15 protein-coding genes are annotated in these 21,271 nt (G+C 34.6%); 10 read left to right on the forward strand and 5 right to left on the reverse strand.

Translation table 11 applies throughout. The features are described from left to right. Positions 1–8: 8 nt before the first annotated feature. Together O0955_RS04130 and O0955_RS04135 are read right to left on the reverse strand one after the other, a co-directional pair. A complete protein-coding gene (locus O0955_RS04130) occupies positions 9–1,064 on the reverse strand; it encodes a FecR family protein (protein ID WP_269426255.1) in 1,056 nt (351 codons plus the stop codon). A gap of 117 nt (positions 1,065–1,181) precedes the next feature. Then, positions 1,182–1,727, reverse strand: coding sequence for an RNA polymerase sigma factor (locus O0955_RS04135; RefSeq protein ID WP_269426256.1), 546 nt, complete (start codon positions 1,725–1,727; stop codon positions 1,182–1,184). 312 nt (positions 1,728–2,039) lie between these two features. Here O0955_RS04135 and O0955_RS04140 point away from each other — a divergent pair, with 312 nt between their 5' ends. From O0955_RS04140 to O0955_RS04165, 6 genes are all read left to right on the forward strand, one after another. Further along, positions 2,040–5,354: a DUF4175 family protein gene (locus O0955_RS04140; RefSeq protein WP_269426257.1), complete on the forward strand. Its 3,315-nt coding sequence runs from the start codon at positions 2,040–2,042 to the stop codon at positions 5,352–5,354. Between the two features lie 57 nt (positions 5,355–5,411). Continuing rightward, positions 5,412–5,849 carry an rRNA maturation RNase YbeY gene (gene ybeY / locus O0955_RS04145; RefSeq protein WP_269426258.1) on the forward strand — a complete coding sequence of 146 codons (438 nt, stop codon included), beginning with the start codon at positions 5,412–5,414 and terminating at the stop codon, positions 5,847–5,849. 334 nt (positions 5,850–6,183) lie between these two features. Then, a complete protein-coding gene (locus O0955_RS04150) occupies positions 6,184–6,813 on the forward strand; it encodes a GIN domain-containing protein (protein ID WP_269426259.1) in 630 nt (209 codons plus the stop codon). Positions 6,814–7,009: 196 nt separating this feature from the next. Beyond that, on the forward strand, positions 7,010–8,869 hold the full coding sequence (locus tag O0955_RS04155) for an ABC-F family ATP-binding cassette domain-containing protein (RefSeq protein ID WP_269426260.1): 1,860 nt from the start codon (positions 7,010–7,012) through the stop codon (positions 8,867–8,869). A 122-nt stretch (positions 8,870–8,991) separates the two neighbouring features. Continuing rightward, positions 8,992–10,854 carry a tRNA uridine-5-carboxymethylaminomethyl(34) synthesis enzyme MnmG gene (mnmG, locus tag O0955_RS04160; protein WP_269426261.1) on the forward strand — a complete coding sequence of 621 codons (1,863 nt, stop codon included), beginning with the start codon at positions 8,992–8,994 and terminating at the stop codon, positions 10,852–10,854. Positions 10,855–10,975: 121 nt separating this feature from the next. Further along, entirely contained in the window at positions 10,976–12,616 is a 1,641-nt protein-coding gene (locus tag O0955_RS04165; protein ID WP_269426262.1) for an Ig-like domain-containing protein, read from the forward strand. Positions 12,617–12,622: 6 nt separating this feature from the next. Here O0955_RS04165 and O0955_RS04170 read toward each other — a convergent pair whose 3' ends face one another. Next, positions 12,623–13,138: a gamma carbonic anhydrase family protein gene (locus O0955_RS04170; protein WP_269426263.1), complete on the reverse strand. Its 516-nt coding sequence runs from the start codon at positions 13,136–13,138 to the stop codon at positions 12,623–12,625. Between the two features lie 85 nt (positions 13,139–13,223). Continuing rightward, positions 13,224–14,810, reverse strand: coding sequence for an L-aspartate oxidase (gene nadB / locus O0955_RS04175; protein ID WP_269426264.1), 1,587 nt, complete (start codon positions 14,808–14,810; stop codon positions 13,224–13,226). 456 nt (positions 14,811–15,266) lie between these two features. Here nadB and nadA point away from each other — a divergent pair, with 456 nt between their 5' ends. The 3 genes from nadA (at position 15,267) to thiL (ending at position 18,709) form a co-directional block, all read left to right on the forward strand. Next, positions 15,267–16,259 (forward strand): quinolinate synthase NadA, encoded by a 993-nt coding sequence (gene nadA, locus O0955_RS04180; protein ID WP_269426265.1) that lies wholly within the window; start codon positions 15,267–15,269, stop codon positions 16,257–16,259. 52 nt (positions 16,260–16,311) lie between these two features. After that, positions 16,312–17,538, forward strand: a complete 1,227-nt coding sequence (locus tag O0955_RS04185) for a dicarboxylate/amino acid:cation symporter (RefSeq protein WP_269426266.1) — start codon at positions 16,312–16,314, stop codon at positions 17,536–17,538. Positions 17,539–17,668: 130 nt separating this feature from the next. Next, the gene (thiL, locus tag O0955_RS04190; RefSeq protein WP_269426267.1) at positions 17,669–18,709 is read left to right on the forward strand and encodes a thiamine-phosphate kinase; all 1,041 of its coding nucleotides are present in this window, start codon (positions 17,669–17,671) and stop codon (positions 18,707–18,709) included. Positions 18,710–18,939: 230 nt separating this feature from the next. Here thiL and O0955_RS04195 read toward each other — a convergent pair whose 3' ends face one another. Beyond that, positions 18,940–20,313: a DNA recombination protein RmuC gene (locus tag O0955_RS04195; protein WP_269426268.1), complete on the reverse strand. Its 1,374-nt coding sequence runs from the start codon at positions 20,311–20,313 to the stop codon at positions 18,940–18,942. Positions 20,314–20,409: 96 nt separating this feature from the next. Here O0955_RS04195 and purU point away from each other — a divergent pair, with 96 nt between their 5' ends. Further along, positions 20,410–21,270 carry a formyltetrahydrofolate deformylase gene (gene purU / locus O0955_RS04200; RefSeq protein ID WP_331283534.1) on the forward strand — a complete coding sequence of 287 codons (861 nt, stop codon included), beginning with the start codon at positions 20,410–20,412 and terminating at the stop codon, positions 21,268–21,270. Position 21,271 lies beyond the last annotated feature (1 nt).

Here is a 21,271-nt window from a genome sequence, read left to right on the forward strand (position 1 = left end):
TTGGAGTATTATCTGGTCCTGATTACATATCCTTTCTCTGTTTTTTCTACGGTTAAACCATTAATAAAAGTCAGGGTAGTTAAAAACTCATCTGCATCATCTCTGCCAAATTCATATTGACCAGAAAATGTCTTTTTATTAACCAGTTTTGGGTTGTAGGCAATAGAAATGTTTAATTTTTGTTCCAGCGCTTTAAACACTTCAGATAAAGGCTGATTGTTAAAAATCATTGCACTTTCTGTAATCAATACACTGCCTTTATTTATTTTAGCAATAATGGTTTCTTGTGGTTTAGCAAAATCTTTTACTACGGCGGCGTAATTTTCCATATTCACCGTAAATGATTTTCCCGGGGTTAAATACACCATTTTTACACCTGCATTTAACAAGATATTTTGTGGTTTAACCACCACTTTTCCTTCCAATAATTTAACGCTTGTGTATTTATTATTTGCAAAAGCACTCACCCTGAATATGGTACCCAGTGCTGTTGTTGCTAGATTATTCCCGTAAACGGTAAAGGGCCTGGCTTTATCTTTATGAACCCTGAATAAAGCTTCTCCTCTTAGTTTTATATCTCTTTTTTGGTTAAAGGGTAAAAAGCTGATCTCACTTTTAGGTTCAAGCTCTACAATTGAACCATCAGGTAGTGTGTAACTTCTTTTTATAGCCAAATCATTTTTATAAATGGTTTCGGCTACCTCTTTTATTAATTCTTTTTGTTTATTGGTGCTTACATTAAGGTCTGTGTTTTTATTTCCCGATAGAGAAACGAACAAACCAACAGAAACCACAACAGCAATAGTTGCGGCATAAGCAAGATATTTTAAGCGTTTAACCCTAGCTTCTTTCTGATCATAAATGTGACTTATAATCTCTGAATTCATTTTTTTAGAAAGCGCCTCGGGCAATTCTTCTTTCATTTTAAATGCATTCCAATCTTCAAGATCCCAGTGCTTTTCAAAGTGCTCCTGGTTTTCTAAAAATTTGCTAACCATGCAGGCTTCATCAGCCGAACATTTGCCTGCAAAAAACTTTTCAATAAGCTTTTGATCTACTTGCATAACTCCATTACGTTTTTGAGAAGGGATAACCCCTACTCTGTTAAATTTTTTAATTAATCTTTAGGAAATATTTATCCTGTCTATAGAAAAGCGGATTTTTGAACAATAAATTTCTGGTTAGCGGTTAATAAGGAAAGAAAATACCGCTACAATTGAAAAAAAAGAAGACAAAGCTGCTCTTAATTGTTTTAATGCTTTTGAAATGTGGTTTTCTACTGTTTTTGGAGAAATAGAAAGCTCCTCGGCGATTTCTTTATACGAATAGCCTTCGATTTTACTAAGCTTAAAAACTTTTTTCCGCATTGGGGCCATCTGATTGATTGCCAATTCAAGGTTTTGGGCATTTTCAGATTGCTCGTCTATATGCAGAATTTCCATCGGAACAATTTCTTTGAGGTGTTTTTTCGATACCGCCTCTTTGCGCAGCTGATCAATTAAAATACTTCCGCCCATTTTAAATATTTGCGCCGCAAGTGAATAATCTAAAGACAGATTTTGCCGCTTTTCCCATAAACGAATAAAGGTTAACTGAACAACCTCTTCAGCTAAATATGCTGATCCGGTTTTTTTCAATATATAAGCATACAATTTGCCATGATGCAACTGATAGGCGCTTTGAAAAGCTTGCAAACTGCCTGATTTTATACCAAAAATTTGTTCCATCTGCGGTTCGTCTTCAGAGAAAGGAAAGACAAGTTCGTTTTTTATAATAAGGGTTGATAAGATGACAAATATATTTTACTAAAACTTAATAATCAATACATTACAAAACACTTTAACTTTACAAAATCCGTTTTATTAAATTAAAGCGGTAAACAAACGATTGTCTTAATTTTTTAAAGTTCATTTTTATTTGATTTAAAACCAAATTTTAATTTTACAAAAGCCTATTTTACCTTAAAAACAGAATAATGTTTTGTGCTTGTCTGATGTTTTTCTTTTTATGCCGTTATATATTTTTTTACATTTACACATATGGCCGGCAATAATTATAATGAGCTGATTAAAAAGATAGATGAGTTTATCCGAAAGTTTTACCTCAATAAAATTTTACGGGGAAGCATTTACGTAGCCGCTATTTTATTGGCCTTGTACCTGCTTGTTTTTTTAAGTTTATATTATTTAAATCCCGGAGCCGGTTTTAAAACCTTTATTTTCTTTGCTTACCTTTTAACAGGCGCTTTTCTAATCAGTATTTTAATTGTGAAACCCTTATTATCAATGCTAAAACTAGGGAAGCACATTTCTTTTGATGAAGCTTCGGTAATTATTGGAAACCATTTTTCTGATATTAAAGATAAACTGTTAAATACCCTGCAACTTCACAAACAGGCAGAAAAATTACCTGAAAACAATCAGTTAATTTTGGCCAGCATTGATCAAAAAATACACGAATTAAAGCCGGTGCCTTTTTATACTGCTGTTAGAATTAACGACAATAAAAAATATTTAAAATACCTGTTTATTCCGCTTTCTATTATTTTACTTATCGGCATTATTGCCCCTGCTATTTTAAGAGAAGGAACCAGTAGCTTTTTAAAATACAATGAATACATTGCACCAAAAGCTCCGTTTGATTTCAGTTTGTTGAATAAAAAATTAACCGTTACACAGGGTGACGATTTAACCTTAAACTTAAAACTAAAGGGGAACGAATTACCTCAGGAAGTGTATGTTGAAGATGGAAAAAACACCTATAAACTTGAAAAAATAAACATTAGCCAGTTTAATTATCTTATTAAAAATATCCAGGCCGATAAAAAATTAATTTTCAAAGGCGGCGGTTTCAGTTCTTCAGCTTTTACCATTACAGTTAAACCCCGCCCTGAATTATTGAACGTTACTGCTACCTTAAATTATCCTGCATACCTGGGCAAAAAGAATGAAGAAATTACCAATGTTGGTGATATGCTTTTACCTGAGGGAACCCGGGTAAGCTGGAATTTTAAAACTGCCAAAAGCAACGAGCTTTTATTTACCTTAAATGGAACCGAACACCTTTTAAGTGTGAAGGACAATGAATCTGTGTTTAGTACCACACTAAAAAATAATTCGAAATACAGCATTACACCCAAGAATGAATTTACAACACTAAGCGATTCCCTATCTCATTTAATTACAGTGATCAAAGATCAGTCGCCAGGTATTTCTGTTGAAGAAAAGCCCGATTCCGTAAGCAATAAGGCTTTATATTTTTCAGGACAAGTTACGGATGACTATGGGTTCAGTCGTTTGAGTTTTAAATATAACATTAAAGAAAATAATAAAATTGTGGGCACCGTAGCTAAAAATATTCCGATAAAAAGTAATGTGCCCGAAAATCGTTTTTTCTATTTCTGGGATTTAAAATCGGCAGCACTAAAGCCTGGCCAAACGCTGGAATATTATTTTGAAGTTGCAGATAATGATGCTGTAAACGGAGCCAAAATAACACGTTCTGAAATTAAAACATTTAAACAACCCACCAAAACAGAAACGGCTGAACAGATAAATGCTAACAATCAGGCTTTAAAACAAAAAATGCAATCTGCCATTCGTTTGGCATCTACCATAGAAAAAGAAAGTAAAAAGGTTGCTGAAAGTTTAATTGATAAAAAACAGATTTCTTTTGAAGATAAAAAGCAAATTGAACAATTGCTGGATAAGCAAAAACAACTGGAGGAAGCGGTTAAAGAGATTAAAGATTTAAATGAGAAAAATGGTCAGCAAAAACAAGAAGACCAGCAACAAACGGAAGAGCTTTTAGAAAAGCAAAAACAAATTAAAGACTTGTTTGACAATGTTTTGGATGATAAAACCAAAGCGTTATTGCAAAAACTGCAAAATTTGATGAATGAGCAGAATAAAGATCAAACGCAAAACGAGCTTTCGAAAATGCAGCTGGATAATAAAACGCTTAAAAATGAGCTGGACAGAATTTTGGAGCTTTATAAACAGCTGGAATTTGAACAAAATCTTCAAAATGACATCGATAGGTTAAATGATCTTGCCAAACAACAAAAGGGATTGGCTGAACAAACCAAAAATAAAAAACAAGAGAATAGTGCTTTAAAAGAAAAACAAGAGGCTTTAAATAAAGAGCTTAACGACCTTAAAAAAGACATTAAAGACCTGGAGAAAAAGAATGAAGGTTTGGAGCGACCAAATCCATTTGAAAACCCCGAAAAGGATTTACAGGAAATTCAAAAAGAACAACAGGACAGTAAAGAGGCTTTAGATAATAAGGATTCAAAAGGTGCGAGTCAAAAACAACAAAAAGCAGCTGAACAAATGGAAAAACTCTCTAAAAAGATGAGTGACATGCAACAGCAAGGCGAGGAAATGGAAAATAACCTCAATGCTAAAGAGTTGCGCCGTTTACTGGAAAATCTTTTAAATACTTCTTTTGAGCAGGAAAAAGTAATGCTTACCCTGAAAAAAATGACTGTAGCAGACCCTTCTTATATTGGCAATGTGCAAAAACAACGCAGTATTAAAGATAATCTTAAAACCATCGCCGATAGTTTATACGCTTTGAGCAAAAGGGTGCCACAAATAGAATCGACGGTTAATGAGGAAATGAATAAAATTAACTTCAACCTGGATAAAAGTTTAGAAAGTTTAGGCGAAAGAAGAACACCAGAAGCCAATCGTTATCAGCAATTTACAATGACTTCGATTAACAATTTAACTTTAATGTTGAGTGAAGCTTTAAATCAATTGCAAAACATGTCTAAAAACTCTAAGGGAGGTAAAGGCAAACAAAAGCAAAGCATGAAACAGCTTTCGCAAATGCAGGAACAGCTGAATAAAAGTATGCAAAAAGCCAGAGAACAAATGCAAAAGTCTGGCAATCAGGGCACTGTTGGTAAAGGAGAAATGAGTAAAGAGTTTGGAAAAATGGCTCAGCAACAGCAAATGATTCGTCAGGCACTGGAAAAAATTAACCGGGAAGACAATAAAGACGGTACGGGTAAAATGGGTAACCTGAACGAAGCCATTAAAGAGATGAAGCAAACCGAAAGTGATTTGGTTAATAAGCGATTACAACAGGAAACCCTGCAACGCCAAAAAGAACTGCTGACTAAATTATTAGATGCTGAAAAAGCAGAACGGGAGCAGGATGAGGACAATAAAAGAGAAAGTAAAGCGGCAAAAGAATTTCCGCCTTCGTATCAAAAAATGATCGACCAATATAAAAAGCAGCAACAAAACGGAACGGATATGTTGCAAAAGCTTCCGCCAACTTTAAATTATTACTACAAAAATAAAATTGCTGAATATTTAAAATCTTTAAAAGCAGTGCAGTAACCCTCGGGGCAGCCATAAAATATTAATTGCTAAATTTGTGCGCTTAAATAGATCAATATGCCTGCAATACAATTTTTCTCAGAAGACATAAGTTATAATCTGCCACAAAAGATTAAAATCAGAAAATGGCTTAAAACTTCCATAGAAAAAGAAGGTTATCAATTACAGGAACTCAATTTCATTTTTTGCAGCGACGAATATTTGCTGGGTATTAATCAGCAATATTTAAACCACGATACTTATACAGACATTATTACTTTTGACAATTCTGAAGAAGAAAAACAAATTATAAGTGATATTTTTATCAGTATTGACCGGGTTAAAGAAAATGCCACCACTTTTAAAACAACTCCTTTTGATGAGGTTTGCAGGATTATGATCCACGGAACCCTTCACTTACTCGGCTACAAGGATAAAGGAAAAGCTGCAAAAACCTTAATGACTCAAAAAGAAGATGAGCATTTGGCTTATAGAAACGAGGCTGGATTAATGTGATTACCACCGAAATCTGGCCAGACTTAAATAAACCCAATTATACAAATACCTCTCTTAACTGCAATAATATCGAATCTGGTGTCATGCTTCGTGCCTCAGCATGACATTAATTTTTAAAAATTGAAGTAAAAGCACTGTTTTCTCCAATTATTTCTTCAGAAATTGCTTTCTGATTAAATTTTTCCTTCCTGTTTGTCTAATAGTTAAGGGCGTTCGTCGATAATTAGCTCTAGCTGGTATAATACGGCCAAATCTGCTGAAACGTTTCCTGTCAATCAACGTCTTATATTCAAAACAACAACAAAAAGATTTAAAAAATTAAAAATATACCGTTATGAAAACTTCTATTAAAACATTATTCGCAGCAGCTTTAACTACAATCATTTTAAGTTCTGCAACGATAGCAAATGCAACTGAAACCCGTTCAAATTATACCAATTTAACTTCAGTAAAAAATATCAGTAAAATCAAAATTAGTGGCAACGTTAAATTAATCCTGGTACAGGATGCAAAGGAAAGTGTAATGGTTTATGATAACTACTACTCAAAAAATGCTTTGGTACAACAACAAGATGGTGAGCTTCGCATTAGCTCTTTCAATAAAGAACCGCTTACAGTTATTGCTCATGTAAATAACATTTCATCAATAGAGGCCTCAAATACCTCCAGTGTAAGCACAAGTGGCAGTTTTAACCTGATTAGCTTAAAAGTTGCCTTACACGATTTAGCCACTGCCAATATTAATGCCAACACGGTTAATTTAAATACAACAGTTAACAACGGCGCTTCTTTAAGTTTAAGTGGTTATACAGATAGTTATACAGCCATTTTAGGTACGGTTGCTAAAGTAAATATGAATAATTTTTCTGCTGCTGACAGCAATGTAAGCACTGCTCCGGTTTATTCTTACAATGCATCACGTTACGAAGATTTAAAAGTTGATTTATTAGAGTCTTTATTCTAATAATCCATATAAAGATAAAGTTTAGTTTTAGTTAATGATTGAACAGCGGCGGAGCGATTCCTACCGCTGTTTCTTATTTTAAGGTCTATTTAAAGTAGTTGATTTGTAATAAGCGTTTTCCGGGTTTCTATATCCAAATATTTTATACTTACTTTTGCAATAATTTTCTTTTATAAAATCCGAAACACAAAAAACTTTGAGCACTTTAATTGCGGCAGAAGGCTTAGGTCATGGTTACCATGACGAATGGCTATTTAAAAATTTAACCCTGGGTATTAATTCCGGACAACGCGTTGCGCTTGTAGGTATTAATGGTGCGGGTAAGAGTACCTTATTGAAATTACTTGCCGAAAGATTCCCTCCCCTCGAAGGTAAAATTGTAAAAAATAAAGCCGTTAAAATTGGCTTTTTAGATCAGGACCCTCAATTTAATGAAGGCGATTCTATAAGTGATTTTATATTTTCTTTAGAAAACAAACAACAACAGTTAATTAAAGAATATGAGGAGTTAATTGAAGATCCTAATCCCGATGAAAGATCGCTTAATCGTTTATACGAAGAATTAAGCGAACACAATGCATGGGAATATGAGCATGAGATTAAAACCATTTTAAGCAGAATGGGCATTACCCGTTTGCAGCAAAAAATATCAACCCTTTCCGGTGGACAAAAGAAACGTTTGGCCCTTGCTAAACTTTTAATTGAAGATCCGGAGATTTTAGTACTGGATGAGCCAACCAATCATTTGGATATTGATACGATTGAATGGTTAGAAAAATTATTAACGACCGGGCAAAAAACCATTTTACTGGTTACGCATGACCGGTACTTTTTAGATAATGTTTGCAATACTATAGTGGAATTAGACCGGGGTAAGATTTATAATTACAACGGAAATTATGCTTACTTCTTAGAAAAGAAAGCTGAAAGGGAAGCCACAGATGCAACAGTTTTACATAAGAACCAACAGCTATTAAAGAAAGAATTAGAATGGATGCGCAGGATGCCACAGGCTCGTGCGACAAAATCTCAGGCCAGGATTGATGCTTTTTATGATTTAGAAGAAAAATCAAAGAAAAAGTCTGATAATCAGAGTATTACGTTAAAAGTTAAGATGTCTCGTCAAGGTGGGAAGATTATTGAGTTAGATCATGTTAAACAATCTTTTGATGGCCGTAATATTATAAATGATTTTAGCTACACCTTTAAAAAAGCGGATAGAATTGGTCTTGCCGGAAAAAACGGAACTGGAAAATCTACTTTATTAAATATTATTACAAGTCATTTAGTACCCGATGGTGGTAAAGTAGAAACCGGTGAAACGACTGTTTTTGGATATTACAAACAGGGTGGTTTAACTTTCGATCCGAAAGAAAGAGTAATTGATATTGTAAAATCAGATGCCGAGTACATAAAAATGGCAGATGGTTCAATCATTACCGCCTCTCAATTACTAACCTTATTTCTCTTTCCGCCCAAGAAACAACATGGTATGGTAGAGAAATTAAGTGGAGGAGAAAAGAAACGTTTACACTTAATGAAAGTGTTAATGCAGAATCCGAACTTCTTAATTTTGGATGAACCGACCAACGATTTAGATATTGACACCTTAAATGTTTTGGAAGAATTTTTAGAGAATTTTCCGGGCGTTTTAATGTTGGTTTCTCACGACAGGTACTTGCTTGATAAAATGAGTGACCAGCTTTTCATTATGGAAGGCGAAGGGGTGGTTAAAATATACAATGGAAATTATTCGGAATACCGGATTAGTTTAGATCAGCCAAAGGTTAAGGTTGAAACAAAAAAGGCTCCCGCCCTCGCTGTTGAAGCTCCGGTTAAAGCTGTAAAAAAATTAAGTTTCAAGGAGCAAAAAGAATTAGAGGATAGTGAAAAGTCAATGGCTTTAATAGAAGAAAAGATAGCGGCTTTAACAGAAAGTTTAATTAAAATTGATGCTGCCGATTATATTAAGATTCAGGAAGTGACAAAAGAAATTGACTCTTTAAAAGCCGAACTGGATGAATATACATTACGCTGGCTGGAACTATCTGAATAAAAAGATTAACAATTCTAAACCTGTTTTCACGTTTATGTTTCACGTGAAACATTAGAATTTGATTAAATAATTACAACAAAAAACAAATTGTTTCACGTGGAACAATTAAGGAATTAAAGAAAATGTTTTCAAAATACGATTTAATTGTAGTTGGTGCCGGACATGCGGGCTGTGAAGCTGCTGCTGCCGCTGCTAACCTGGGCTCATCTGTTTTATTAATTACAATGAATATGGGCACCATTGCTCAGATGAGTTGTAACCCGGCTATGGGCGGTGTTGCCAAAGGACAAATCGTTCGTGAGGTAGATGCCCTGGGTGGATATTCTGGTATTATTTCAGATAAAACAACCATTCAATTCAGAATGCTTAATCAATCTAAAGGCCCTGCGATGTGGAGCCCAAGGGCACAAATTGATAGAATGCGTTTTGCTGAAGAATGGCGTTTAGCTTTAGAAAGAACTCCAAATTTAGATCTGTGGCAGGATAACGTGGTAGGCTTACTAGTAAAAGATGATACCGTATATGGTGTAAAAACATCGCTGGGTATTGAAATAGAGAGTAAAGCTGTGGTACTAACCAACGGAACATTTCTTAATGGAATAATTCATATAGGAGAAAAGAAATTTGGTGGAGGCCGTACAGCAGAAAGATCATCAACAGGTATTACCGAACAACTGGTAGAATTAGGGATGGAAGCTGGCCGAATGAAAACCGGTACCCCACCCCGTGTAGATGGAAGAAGTTTGGATTATACCAAAATGGATGAACAATGGGGTGATCAGGATCGTGGTAAATTCTCTTTTACCGATACCGAATTACCAACCGATCAACGTTGTTGCTGGATTACCTATACCAACAGTGAGGTGCACGAAACTTTGAAAGAAGGCTTCGAAAAATCTCCAATGTTTACAGGTCGCATTAAAGGATTAGGCCCGAGATATTGTCCATCAATTGAAGATAAAATTAATCGTTTCGCGGAGCGTGACAGACATCAGATTTTTGTAGAACCTGAAGGATGGAATACTTGTGAAATTTATGTAAACGGTTTTTCTACTTCCTTACCTGAGGATGTACAATTTAAAGCATTAAGACAAATTCCAGGATTTGAACAGGCAAAAATGTTCAGGCCGGGTTATGCCATTGAATACGATTTCTTTCCACCTACCCAATTATCTTTAACCTTAGAAACTAAATTAATTAATAATTTATTCTTAGCAGGTCAGATTAATGGGACTACTGGTTATGAAGAAGCCGCTTGCCAGGGATTCATGGCAGGTATAAATGCGCATCAAAAAATAAATGATAAACACGAACTGATCATGAAAAGATCAGAAAGTTATATCGGCGTATTAATTGATGATTTAGTTACTAAAGGTACTGAAGAACCTTATCGCATGTTTACTTCAAGAGCGGAGCACAGGTTATTATTAAGACAGGATAATGCTGATATTCGCTTATCTCCTATTGGCCATCAATTGGGATTAATTAGTGATGAACGTTTAGAAAAAGTGAATCAAAAAATAGCGAATGCAGATGCATTAGTTAAATTTACCAGAACACAGGGTATAGAAATGGCAGACGCAAATCCAATGCTTGAAAGTTTAGGATCAAGTGAATTAAATCAAAATGTAAAATTGCACAGTTTGGTTAGCCGTCCGCAGGTAGGTCTTTTAGATTTAATCAAAGTGAGCAAACCACTGGCTGAAAAAACTTCAACATTAGATAAAGAAACGATAGAGCAAGCTGAAATAAAAATTAAATACGAAAGCTATTTTGAAAAGGAAAATGAGATCGTAGATAAAATGATGAGAATGGAAGACAAAGAAATCAATCCCGATTTTGACTATAATAAAATTGTTTCCATTTCAAAAGAAGCCCGAGAAAAATTATTTAAAATAAAACCGCGTACTTTAGGTCAGGCATCCAGAATTTCAGGTGTTTCACCTTCAGATATTTCGGTTTTAATGATATATATTAATAAGTAGCTGATAATCAGTATTTTAAACATTTATTAATTGACTTAAAATAAAGCGATTTAAGAAAGAAAAAATATTTTTTAATCATATTATTCAAAAAACAATAAAAATTAAACAGAACGTTTAAAAAATGCCAAATTTAAGACACCAGTATTTTAGCCCTGTTAATTTTGTAGTTGTAATCACCCTGCTCCTACTTTCTGCTTGTGCAAGTATCCAAACGCCCCAGGGCGGACCAAAAGATACCACGCCTCCCAAAATTTTGAGTATGACTCCTAAAAATCAAACGTTGAATTTTAAGGACAAAAAAATTGTAATTGAATTTGATGAATACTTTAACATCAAAGATGAATTTAAAGAGTTTTCAATTTCTCCGGATCAGGAAAGAGCGCCACTTTTAAAAAAGCGTCAAAAAAGATTAGAAATTACTTTACAGGATTCTTTAGAAAAAAATACTACCTATACTTTAAACTTTGGTAAATCAATTGCTGATGTTAATGAAAACAATGTGGTTAAAAATTTATCTTATGTATTTTCTACCGGACCAGAAATTGATTCTTTAACAATAAGCGGAAAAGTAACAAGTGCATTAACTGCAGAAGTAGAGAAAGAAGTAACTGTATTTATTCTGCCCCTTGAAAAAGATACCTTATTTGGAAAAAAACGTCCATCTATTTATACCTTAACAGACAGCTCTGGTAATTATAAGTTGAATAATTTAAGAAAAGGCAAGTATAAAATTTATGCAGTTAAGGAAGCCAGTGGTGGTGGTGACAAAATATACCAGCAGATTTCAGACGAAATTGGTTTTCAAAAAGAACCTTTAACTCTGGAAAAAAATATGGAAAATGTTAATCTGGAAACATTTAAAGAACTTGCACCTGAATTTAGGGTAATAGAAAGAAGGCTGAATAACGACGGCAGCATTTTATTAACTTTTAACCAGCAATTAAAAAGCCCGAAACTGACTGTTACAGATCCGCCGGCAGTTGATGCAGACAAAAAGGTTTTCTTTAATAAAACCAACGACACGGCTAAAGTTTGGCTTAATGATTTGAGTTTCGATTCTGTAAAAGTTGCCATTCAGGATCAGGGTAAAGTTTTACAAACTGTTAATTTTACACGGGCTAAAAAAGATACTTATACCAGAGATCTTATAGCATCTGATAATTTAACCAACGGTAAATTAAATCCTTTTCAATCTTATACTTTAACCTTTGGTTTTCCAATCACTGCTGCTGATGCAACAAAAGTTACTTTATTGGAGGATTCTGTAAAAAGAACCAATTTTGAACTGGTAAAAGACAGCATCGATTTTTTAAAATACCACGTAAAATTTCCATGGAAACAAAAAAGAACTTACGAACTTAGCTTTGCCCCTGGTGCTTTTACCGCCATTTTTAATGTTAAAAATAAAGAATTTAAGAAAACCTTTAAACTGGAAACAGCCGATAGTTATGGTACCTTATCTTTAAAAATAGAAGTTCCTGATACCACTAAAAGTTATATTGTTGAATTTATAAATGAAAAGAAACTTCCGATTAAATCGTCTGTGATTAATCGAAATTCTACCATAAACTTTGCCAATTACCCTGCCGGAAAATACATGGTTAGAGTGGTTTATGATGACAATAAAAATGGAATATGGGATACCGGAAATGTTAAAAATGGCGTACAGCCAGAAAAAATATGGTATTCAACTACAGAAATGTCGCTAAGGGCAAATTGGGAAAGAGAGGAGAAATTAGTTATACCTCCCCCTGCTCTTTAAACTCGATTAAGGATTAGTAAACCAGCCCGAATACATTATATAATTATCAGGCAATTTATTTAATAAAGCCCTTTGCTCTTCAGTAATGGGCTTTATTTTTTTTGCAGGTGTTCCTGCATATAAATAACCACTTTCGCAGATTGTATTTTCTAAAACAACTGCTCCTGCAGCAATAATGCAATAGGGTTCAATAATAGCGTGGTCCATTACAATGGCACCCATCCCAATTAACACATTATCTTCTACTATACAACCATGTACAATTGCATTGTGCCCAACTGAAACACGATTACCAATGTGCGTAGATGCTTTTAAGTACGTTGCATGAATTACTGCACCATCTTGTATATTAGATTCATTTCCAATGGTAATGGCATTTACGTCGCCTCTAATCACGGCATTAAACCAAACAGAACAATTATTGCCCATTACAACATCACCAACGATTGTCGCATTTTCTGCAATAAAATTATCTTTTCCAATTGCTGGAAGTTTTCCTTTTACCGGAAGTATTAAAGGCATAGTATTAAGATTATATTTTCTGAATTGATTTCAGAAGAATGATTATAGTTTATTTATTAAAAAGAAATATTTAAAAGATTAGCCGTTAAAAAACAGTATCTACCAATTCTTCAGCATGATTTGGATAATCCGTTGTATAATGTAACCCCCTGCTTTCTTTACGTTGAATGGCGGATTTTATAACCAGATAGGCCACTTGTATTACATTCCTAAGTTCGCAAAGCTTAACAGATACTTTATTCATTTTATAAAATTCTTCTGTTTCCTGATACAACAGAAATAAACGTCCATGCGCCCTTTCCAGCCTAAAATCAGAACGGACAATGCCAACGTAATCACTCATTATTTTCTGCGTTTCTCGTAAATTATGGGTAACTAAAATGTCTTCATTACTCTGTGTAACCCCATGTGTATCCCATTCTGGTATATTTTCAGGTATTACATTATCTTTAAAATTCTCAATAGCATCCTGGAAAATACGGTGTGCAAAAACAGTTGCTTCCAATAAAGAGTTAGAAGCCAATCGGTTAGCACCATGTAAACCTGTTGAAGAGCATTCGCCACAAGCATATAAATTTTTGATAGAAGAACGTCCATATTCATCAACCAGCACACCGCCGCACATATAGTGAGAAGCAGGTGTTACCGGAATAAAATCTTTGGTCATATCTATTCCAATCGATAAACATTTTGCATATATATTCGGAAAATGCTTTAAAATATCTGCCTTGCTACGCATGGTAATATCAAGATAAACAAAATCATCGCCAGACTTTTTCATTTCCGCATCTACCGCCCGGGCCACAATATCTCTTGGCGCTAATGATTTCCTTTCATCATATTCCTGCATAAATTCTTCCCCGTTTTTACGGCGAAGTACTCCTCCAAAACCACGAACTGCTTCAGAAATTAAGAAAGAAGGATACTCTCCAGGATGGTGTAAAGCCGTTGGATGGAACTGAATAAACTCCATATTTCTAACTTTTCCTTTTGCACGATAAACCATTGCCATTCCATCACCAGTTGCAATTACCGGATTTGTAGTGGCCGAATACACATGTCCGGCACCTCCTGAAGCCATAACCGTAACATTTGCCACAATCTTTTCAACATCGTTAAGCTCTGTGTTAAAGGCATATATACCGTAACAGTTAATATCTTCGGTACGTTTATCAACAAACTCACCCAGGTGATGCTGGGTAATTAACTCTAGTGCAAAGTAATGTGTTAATATCTCTATGTTCTCATTTTCGTGAATTTCCTTTAACAAAACACGCTCAATCTCATACCCTGTAATGTCTTTATAGTGCAAAACACGGTGTTCTGAATGACCTCCTTCTTTGGCTAAATCATAGAAACCTGAGTTGTCTTTATCGAAATTTATTCCGTAGTCAATAATCTCCTGGATACGTTTAGGTCCCTCTTTTACAACAATTTCTACAATTTTTTCATCGCATAAACCGTCACCAGCAATCAAAGTATCTTCGATATGTTTCTCAAAAGAATCTCCTTTATCTACAACTACAGCAACACCACCTTGGGCATATTTTGTATTGGATTCGTCCTCATTAGATTTGGTAACAATTAAAACCTTACCAAACTTTGCAGCCTTAAGCGCAAAACTTAAACCTGCTATACCTGAACCAATTACCAGGAAATCTACTTTTCTCATCAATAAAAACCTTTAATTATAAACCCTGTTAACAACTCTGTTAATAATGTTAACTTTATGTCTAAATTATTATAACAACTAAATTTGAATGTTTAAAGCTAAGCTAAAAAGACAATTTGCCACAATCTTTTCACCAATTTTTGAGCACCTTTGTACAAGTAATTAACTTTTTGGCAGGTTACAAACAATTAACATTAGAGTATTGGCAAGTTTTATACGGTTTTTCAATATAGCTGAAAATCAGATTTATAATATTAATTAAATATCATCTGAATGTTAGTAAACAATTAACAACTTATTTAAAAGAACTTTTTTTTGAAACTTGCCAACAAAACTAACACACTAATAAACATTAAAGATTTATTTAATTAAAATACTTATTAATTATTGAACTGTTGAAACTCCTATCTTTGAACCAGCTTCAAAAACAATAGAAGAAATATTTTTAAAATGAACATGGATACCTTAGCAGAAATAAATATCAAGGGATTTGTAGAAGAAGAAATTGATCCAACACTTGATCTTTTTGCGGAAATAGAAAAACTCAAAAAGGAAAAGAATGCAATTATATTGGCACACTATTATCAGGAACCTGATATACAGGATATTGCAGATTATATTGGCGATAGTTTAGGCTTATCACAAGAGGCTGCAAAAACGGATGCCGAGGTAATTGTATTTGCTGGTGTGCACTTTATGGCAGAAACAGCTAAGATTTTATCCCCAAATAAAAAGGTTTTATTACCAGATGTTAAAGCTGGATGCTCGTTGGCCGACAGCTGTCCACCCCATTTATTTAAGAAATTTAAAGAAAAATATCCTGATCACCTGGTTATTACTTACGTAAATTGTACAGCCGAGTTAAAGGCTTTAAGCGATATTGTGTGTACCAGCACCAATGCGGTTCAAATTGTAGAAAGTTTACCTAAAGATCAGAAAATTATTTTTGGCCCTGACCGGAATTTGGGTGCTTATGTAGCCAAAAAAACAGGTCGTGATTTGGTCCTTTGGAATGGTGCCTGTATGGTACATGAAATTTTTTCTCAGGAGAAAATTACGAAGCTTAAAGAACGTCATCCGAAGGCTAAATTTATTGCACATCCGGAATGTGAGGAAGTGGTTTTGAAAATGGCAGATTATATAGGTTCTACAACCGGCTTGCTTAAATACACCATTAATGATCCGGCTACAGAATTTATTGTGGCTACAGAAAGTGGAATTATTCACCAGATGGAGAAGGCAAATCCAACAAAAACATTCATTCCGGCACCGCCAAATAATAGCTGTGCTTGTAACGATTGCCCTTATATGAAAAGAAATACACTCGAAAAATTGTATTTATGTATTAAAAATGGATTGCCGGAAGTAACTGTACCAGAACATATTATTGATCAGGCACGTAAACCAATTCAAAGAATGCTGGATATTTCGGCAGAGTTAGGTTTGTAATTAAAAAGATCGTCACTACGAAGAATGAAGGAACGACGAAATTATATAAAGAATGGAAAAAAACAATATTCTTAAAAATTATTCAGGCTTGTTATGGCTTTTAGCAGGTATAACTGTCGGGAGTATAGCAGGTTTAATTTTTGGAAATAAGATTGAAAGTATAAAACCTTTAGGCGATATATTTTTAAATCTATTGTTTACCGCTGTTATTCCTTTGGTATTTTTTGCGGTTTCTTCGGCTATTGCCAATATAGACCGCTCCAAAAAATTAGGAAGATTAATGATGATTATGGTGATGGTTTTTTTATCAACCATCTTAATATCAGCATTTTTAACGATAGTAGCAACCTGGATTTTTCCGATTCATCAGCAATTATCATCAAGTCCATTGCCTGCAGAAACTGAAAAAATTCAATCTGTAGGAGAACAAATGACTCAACTTTTAACCGTAGGAGAGTTTTTTGAAATCGGGAGTAGAAAAAACATGCTGGCACTGATTATTTTTTCAGTTTTAGTTGGTTTTTCTACACTTTATGCAGGTGAAGAAGGTGAACCTTTCAAAAAGTTTTTGGCATCTGGAAATGAAGTGATGAAAAAACTCATTATCCTGATTATGAAATTAGGACCAATTGGTTTGGGTGCTTATTTTGCCTATCAGGTAGGTGTTTTTGGTCCGCAGTTGTTTGATACCTATGCAAAAGCACTGGGTTTATATTATGGAGTTGGTGCTTTTTATTTCGTTGTATTTTTTACCTTATATGCTTTTATATCAGGAGGTTTTAAAGCCATAAAAATATTCTGGAAAAATAATATTGTACCTTCTTTAACTTCAGTAGGAACTTGCAGCAGTATTGCAACTATTCCGGCTAATTTAGATGGAGCAGCAAAAATGGGTGTTCCTGCTTATATTGCCAATGTTACGATTCCGCTGGGATCAACTTTACATAAAGACGGATCAAGCATTAGTTCCATTATAAAAATTGCTGTCGTTTTCGCCATTTTTGGTAAAGATTTGGTTCAAGTAGATACCATTATACTTGCTTTAGGCATTACTGTTTTGGTCAGTATTGTTGAAGGCGGAATTCCTAATGGGGGTTATATCGGCGAATTATTGATGATTTCTGCTTATCAGTTGCCACCGGAAGCTTTACCGCCTGCAATGATTATTGGTACTTTGGTTGATCCGATGGCCACGCTTTTAAATGCAACAGGCGATAATGTTGCAGCGATGTTAATTGCCAGGTTTACAGAAGGAAAAAATTGGATGTTAAATAAATAATATTGTCATCCTGACAACGGAAGGATCTGATAAGAAAAGGAAATTGTAATAATAGATTCTTCTTTCCTCAGAATAGTAGAGGTATTAAAAATAAAAAATCGAAGGCTTCGCCTCTAAATTAGAAAAACTTATGTTTGAAAATAAAGAACGCACAGATATAAATGAATTGGGAGAATTTGGGTTAATTAAACACCTGACAACCAATTTCAAAATTAAAAATGATTATTCTGTTAAAGGTATTGGCGATGATGCGGCCGTTTTAGATGCTAAAGGCAAGCAAATCTTAATTTCTACTGATTTACTATTAGAAGGAATCCATTTTGATTTGGCTTATGTGCCTTTAATGCACTTGGGTTACAAAGCTGTACAGGTAAATTTAAGTGATATTTATGCGATGAATGGTTCTGCAAGTCAAATTACAGTTTCCATTGGCCTATCAAGTAAATTTCCTTTAGAGGCTGTAGAAGAAATATATAAAGGAATTGAATTAGCCTGCAACAAATTCAACATCGATTTAATTGGAGGGGATACCTCATCGAGTAAACAAGGTTTGGTCATCAGTATAACGAGTATCGGCTATGCGGACGCAGATAAAGTGGTATACAGAAGTGGTGCCCGGGAAAATGATTTGCTTTGCGTTTCGGGAGATTTAGGTGGTGCTTATGTTGGCCTGCAAATTTTAGAACGTGAAAAATTAATTTACCTTGAAAATCCTCAGATTCAGCCTGATCTGGAGGGAAAAGATTATATCATTGAAAGACAATTGAAACCAGAAGCCAGAATGGATATTGTAGCGCTGTTGGATGATATGGGTATAAAACCAACTTCAATGATTGATGTTTCTGATGGTTTGGCTTCTGAAATTTTACACCTTGCTACGGAAAGCGATAAAGGAATTACAATTTACGAAGAGAAAATTCCTTTAGACCCAATGACTTACGAAACTGCCCGTGAATTAGGCATAGATCCAACGGTTTGTGCATTAAGCGGTGGCGAAGATTATGAATTATTGTTCACCATCAGCCAGGATGACTATAAAAAACTAAAACATGATGTAGATATTACGGTAATTGGACACGTAACCGATAAAAACTCAGGCTGTAAAATGATTTCAAAATCTAATAATGTGCATGAACTGAAAGCACAGGGTTGGAATGCTTTTAAGAAATAAAAAATATTTTATTTTGAATAAAAAAGTGCCTGGAATTTCCAGGCACTTTTTTGCTTAAATCTGCTTGTCATTCTGAGGAACGAAGAATCCCCAGCAGAAAAACTTCAAACTTGATAATCGGTATTGCGATAGAGGTCCAGTGTATGGTGTCTCAGAGATTCTTCGTTCCTCAGAATGACAGAAAACTGTTTAAGGGCGAAAAGCCAAAAACGGCCAACTATTAATCAAACTCATTCTTCACCATCTAAATACTTAATATCAATCTGTTTCGTAGCCTTTGCGCCAAGCTTTTTAATTTTTTCTGATGTATTGGTTAAGTTTCCTGCGCCTATGGAAAGTTTGTTAATGGCCTTATCGTAGGCATCCTGACTTTGCTTTACATACCGACCGATATTTTCCATATCACTGACAAAACCCACAAACTTATCGTACATGCTTCCGCTTAAACGGGCAATTTCCATTACATTCCGGTTTTGGCGCTCTTGTTTCCACATACTGGCAATGGTGCGCAAGGTAGCCAATAATGTAGATGGGCTTACAATTACGACTTTCCTGTCCCAGGCAAAATTAAAGAGTTCAGCATCTTTTTGAACCGCAATACTGAACGAAGATTCGATAGGAACAAAAAGTAAAACAAAATCAGGAGAATTAATCTGATACAAATCATGATAGTTTTTAGAAGATAGTTCCTGAATATGATTTTTAATTGAAGCCAGGTGCTGTTTTAAATAGCCCTCACGCTCTTCATCCGTCTCTGCGGACACTGAGCGATCATAGGCAACTAAAGATACCTTAGCATCGATTATAATGTGTTTTTCATCAGGAAGGTCAATAACCACATCGGGTTGCAAACGACTGCCTTCGGCAGAAGTTAAACTTGCCTGAATACGGTATTCATGATCTTTAACAAGCCCTGAGCGTTCCAAAACTTTTTCTAATATCACTTCACCCCAGTTTCCCTGTTTTTTACTATCGCCTTTAAGTGCTTTAGTTAAATTATTAGCATCTTCCTGAATGAGTTTACTCTGGATTTGAAGTTCAGAAATCACCCCTTTTAAAATATTTCGTTCGTCAGACTCTGCTTTATAAACCTTTTCAACCTTGTCTTCAAAAGCCTTAATATTTTCTTTAAGCGGATTTAAAATCAGGTCTAAATTGGTTCGGTTCTGTTCAATAAATTTTGTTGATTTTTCTTCCAGTATTTTATTTGCAATCAACTCAAAATCCTTGTTCAATTTTTCCTGAGACTGTTGCATACTGCTTTTTTGTTCAGCTAGTTTTTCTTTCTCCGCCAGGTAAAAAGATCGGGTACTCTCCAGTTCGCGGTTGGCATCGGCTAAACGATCACGCTCTGCCTGTAACTCATCAATTAAGCGTCGCTGTTCTTCCTTTAAAAGTGCCGTGATATTCTCCTTTTCAATAGATAAACCATCTGCACGTTCATCCGCTTTGGCTAAAGCTATTTTTACCTGTTCATAATCTGATTTCAGTTTTTCAAGGTCTGAAAAAGAAATAATTTCAGGATTTATTGATGGCTTTTTAAGCAATAGAAGCACTAAAACAATTAAAATTATAATTAGTAAAGCAATACCAGCGATTTCCATAATGATAAAAATTTTAGCAAAAATGAAGATTTAAAACAGATATACCAAAAATTTTTAGTCAAGAAGTGCTGTATTTAGTCAAAAAAATATTTATAATTGAGCCTTAGTATTTTAATGATGAATGAATTAACGATTCTTATACAGTGCCCTGATCAGGTGGGTTTAGTAACCAATATTACAAGAGTACTTGCGGGTCAGCAACTCAATATTATTGCCATGAGGGAATTTGTTGACGAACAGCATAAAACCTTTTTTACGCGTATTGCCTGCACGGGGGAGTTGGCAGAACCCGCTAAACTCAAAGAAAAATTACTGGAAAATTTACCAAACTCTGCAGAGGTTAATTTAATTAGTCAGCAGGAAAAAAATATTGCCGTTTTGGTTACTAAAGAATACCATTGCCTGGCAGAAATACTAATTAAAAATCAATTTAAAACACTCGGTGCCAATGTAAAATGTGTAATTGGAAATTATGAGGCACTTAAAGATTTTACAGAAAAATTAGGCATTCCGTATTATTACGTTTCTCACGAAGGAAAAGAAAAGGCACAGTTTGAATCCGAGATCAAAGAAATTATCGATCAGTTTGAAGTAGATTATATCGTATTGGCTAAGTTTATGCGAATTCTTTCTGCAGATTTCGTTAAAGATTACGAAGGCAAAATTGTCAACATCCATCATTCTTTCTTACCAGCTTTTATTGGTGCAAACCCCTACAAACAAGCTTTTGAGCGTGGCGTAAAAATTATTGGCGCTACGGCACATTTTGTAACCAATAACCTCGATGAAGGACCCATTGTAACTCAACATACCACACATGTAGACCATACCTTTGGCGTAAAAGAAATGGTGAGATCGGGAAAGGAAATTGAAAAAGCAGTTCTTTTAGAAGCGTTAAACCTGATTTTTGAAGACCGGGTTTTTGTAAGCGGAAATAAAACGATCGTATTTAAATAAA

The sequence above is a fragment of the Pedobacter punctiformis genome (genome assembly GCF_027213715.1).
Taxonomy (GTDB): domain Bacteria; phylum Bacteroidota; class Bacteroidia; order Sphingobacteriales; family Sphingobacteriaceae; genus Pedobacter; species Pedobacter punctiformis.

Coding starts and splice junctions, on each gene's coding strand:
- O0955_RS04130 (WP_269426255.1), bottom strand. CDS start 1,064: ATGCAAGTAGATCAAAAGCTTATTGAAAAGTTTTTTGCAGGCAAATGT.
- O0955_RS04135 (WP_269426256.1), bottom strand. CDS start 1,727: ATGGAACAAATTTTTGGTATAAAATCAGGCAGTTTGCAAGCTTTTCAA.
- O0955_RS04140 (WP_269426257.1), top strand. CDS start 2,040: ATGGCCGGCAATAATTATAATGAGCTGATTAAAAAGATAGATGAGTTT.
- ybeY (WP_269426258.1), top strand. CDS start 5,412: ATGCCTGCAATACAATTTTTCTCAGAAGACATAAGTTATAATCTGCCA.
- O0955_RS04150 (WP_269426259.1), top strand. CDS start 6,184: ATGAAAACTTCTATTAAAACATTATTCGCAGCAGCTTTAACTACAATC.
- mnmG (WP_269426261.1), top strand. CDS start 8,992: ATGTTTTCAAAATACGATTTAATTGTAGTTGGTGCCGGACATGCGGGC.
- O0955_RS04165 (WP_269426262.1), top strand. CDS start 10,976: ATGCCAAATTTAAGACACCAGTATTTTAGCCCTGTTAATTTTGTAGTT.
- O0955_RS04170 (WP_269426263.1), bottom strand. CDS start 13,138: ATGCCTTTAATACTTCCGGTAAAAGGAAAACTTCCAGCAATTGGAAAA.
- nadB (WP_269426264.1), bottom strand. CDS start 14,810: ATGAGAAAAGTAGATTTCCTGGTAATTGGTTCAGGTATAGCAGGTTTA.
- nadA (WP_269426265.1), top strand. CDS start 15,267: ATGGATACCTTAGCAGAAATAAATATCAAGGGATTTGTAGAAGAAGAA.
- O0955_RS04185 (WP_269426266.1), top strand. CDS start 16,312: ATGGAAAAAAACAATATTCTTAAAAATTATTCAGGCTTGTTATGGCTT.
- thiL (WP_269426267.1), top strand. CDS start 17,669: ATGTTTGAAAATAAAGAACGCACAGATATAAATGAATTGGGAGAATTT.
- O0955_RS04195 (WP_269426268.1), bottom strand. CDS start 20,313: ATGGAAATCGCTGGTATTGCTTTACTAATTATAATTTTAATTGTTTTA.